The sequence below is a fragment of the Actinosynnema sp. NPDC059797 genome (assembly GCF_042732085.1).
Taxonomy (GTDB): Bacteria; Actinomycetota; Actinomycetes; order Mycobacteriales; family Pseudonocardiaceae; genus Actinosynnema.
Map to the genome: position 1 here is coordinate 1 of NZ_JBHWIE010000232.1, position 1861 is coordinate 1861.

At 70.8% G+C, this 1861-nt stretch carries 2 protein-coding genes; both read left to right on the forward strand.

The window, feature by feature from the left end:
- Window positions 1-248 (forward strand): acyl-CoA-like ligand-binding transcription factor (locus ACFV4N_RS32060; protein WP_499676381.1); only part of this gene is annotated, 248 nt, incomplete at its 5' end.
- Between the two features lie 61 nt (window positions 249-309).
- Window positions 310-1803, forward strand: a complete 1494-nt coding sequence (locus tag ACFV4N_RS32065) for an MDR family MFS transporter (RefSeq protein ID WP_499676382.1) — start codon at window positions 310-312, stop codon at window positions 1801-1803.
- Window positions 1804-1861 lie beyond the last annotated feature (58 nt).

Here is a 1861-nt window from a genome sequence, read left to right on the forward strand (position 1 = left end):
CCGTGCTGCTGGCCAAGGTGCTCGCCGGCGGTGAACGGGTCGAGCGCGAGGTCGTGGCGGGCATCGCCGAACGCGTCGGCCTGCCCGTCGACGCCACCTACCCGATGCTGCTCGCCGCCGCGACCGCCGCGGCGTTCCGCGTCGCCGTCGCCCGCTGGTCGGTCGACGGCTCCGCGCCGCTCCAGACCCTGCTCGTCGAGGCCCTGGACCTGCTCGCCGCGGGCCTCGCCAACCCACCACAGTCCTGAACCCGGGGGGATCATGTCCACCGAAACCGGCACCCATTCGCGCCGGGACGTACTCCAAGCGATGTCCGGCCTGATGATGGGCATGTTCGTGTCCATCCTGGCCTCGACCATCGTGTCCAACGCGCTGCCGCGCATCATCTCCGACCTGCACGGCTCGCAGTCGGTCTACACGTGGGTCGTCACCACCGAGCTGCTGGCCATGACGGCGACCGTGCCGCTGTGGGGCAAGCTCGCCGACCTCTACAGCCGCAAGCTGCTCATCCAGCTCTCCCTGGGGCTGTTCGCGGTGGGCTCGCTCATCGCCGGCTTCGCGCCCAACGTCGAGGTGCTGATCGGCAGCCGCGTCGTGCAGGGCCTGGGCGCGGGCGGCATGACCGCGCTGGCCACGATCGTGATGGCAGCGATGATCCCGCCGCGCGAGATGGGCCGCTACGCGGGCATCTTCGGCGCGGTGTTCGGCGTCGGCACGGTCGCCGGCCCGCTCATCGGCGGCCTCATGGTCGACACCTCGTGGCTGGGTTGGCGCTGGTGCTTCTTCATCGGCGTGCCGTTCACCCTCGCCTCGGTCTTCCTGCTCCAGCGCACGCTGAACCTGCCGGTGGTGCGCAAGGAGGTCAGCATCGACTGGGCGGGCGCGGTGCTGATCATGTCCGGCGTGTCCACGCTGCTGGTGTGGTCCTCGCTGGCGGGCCACCAGTTCGAGTGGGTCTCGACCTGGACCGCCGTGCTGGTCGCCGCGGGCCTGGTGCTGCTGGCGCTGGCGGTGTGGGTCGAGTCGCGGGCGACCGACCCGATCGTGCCGCTGACCATCTTCGCCAACCGCACGGTCGCCCTGACCACGCTCGCCAGCGCCCTGGTCGGCGTGGCGATGTTCGGCGGCACGGTGTTCCTGTCCCAGTACTTCCAGATCGGCCTGGGCAAGACGCCGACGCAGGCGGGCCTGATGAGCCTGCCGATGATCTTCGGCCTGCTGGTGTCGTCCACCGTGGCCGGTCAGCTCATCACCAAGTGGGGCAGGTGGAAGGCGTTCCTGGTCGCGGGCGGCGCGATCATGGTCGGCGGCATGCTCCTGCTCGCCACGATCGACGCCAACACCAGCGTGTTCGTGGTGTCGGTGCACATGGCGGTGCTGGGCGTCGGCGTCGGCATGCTGATGCAGAACCTGGTGCTGGCGGCGCAGAACGACGTGCCGGCCAAGGACCTGGGCGCGACCACGTCCACGCTGACGTTCTTCCGCTCGCTCGGCGGCGCGATCGGCGTGAGCGCGCTCGGCGCGGTGCTGGCCAACCGGGTGACCGCCCTGTCGGAGGAGAAGTTCGGCCCGGCGCCCGACGGCCAGGCCGGCGAGGTGCCCGACCTGTCGCTGCTGCCCGAGCCGGTGCGGGTGGTCGTGCGGGAGATCTACGCCACGGCCACCGCCGAGCTGTTCCTGATCGGCGCGCCGATCGCGGTGCTGGCCCTGATCGCGGTGCTGTTCATCAAGGAGAAGCCGCTCAAGACGCTCAGCGGTGACGAGCGCCTGGCGGCCGAGGCCGAGATGGCCCCGCTGCACTGAGGCCGTTCGCCAACACGGGTGTCGCACCAGTCCGGCGTGGATCCGGGCAGGTGCGACA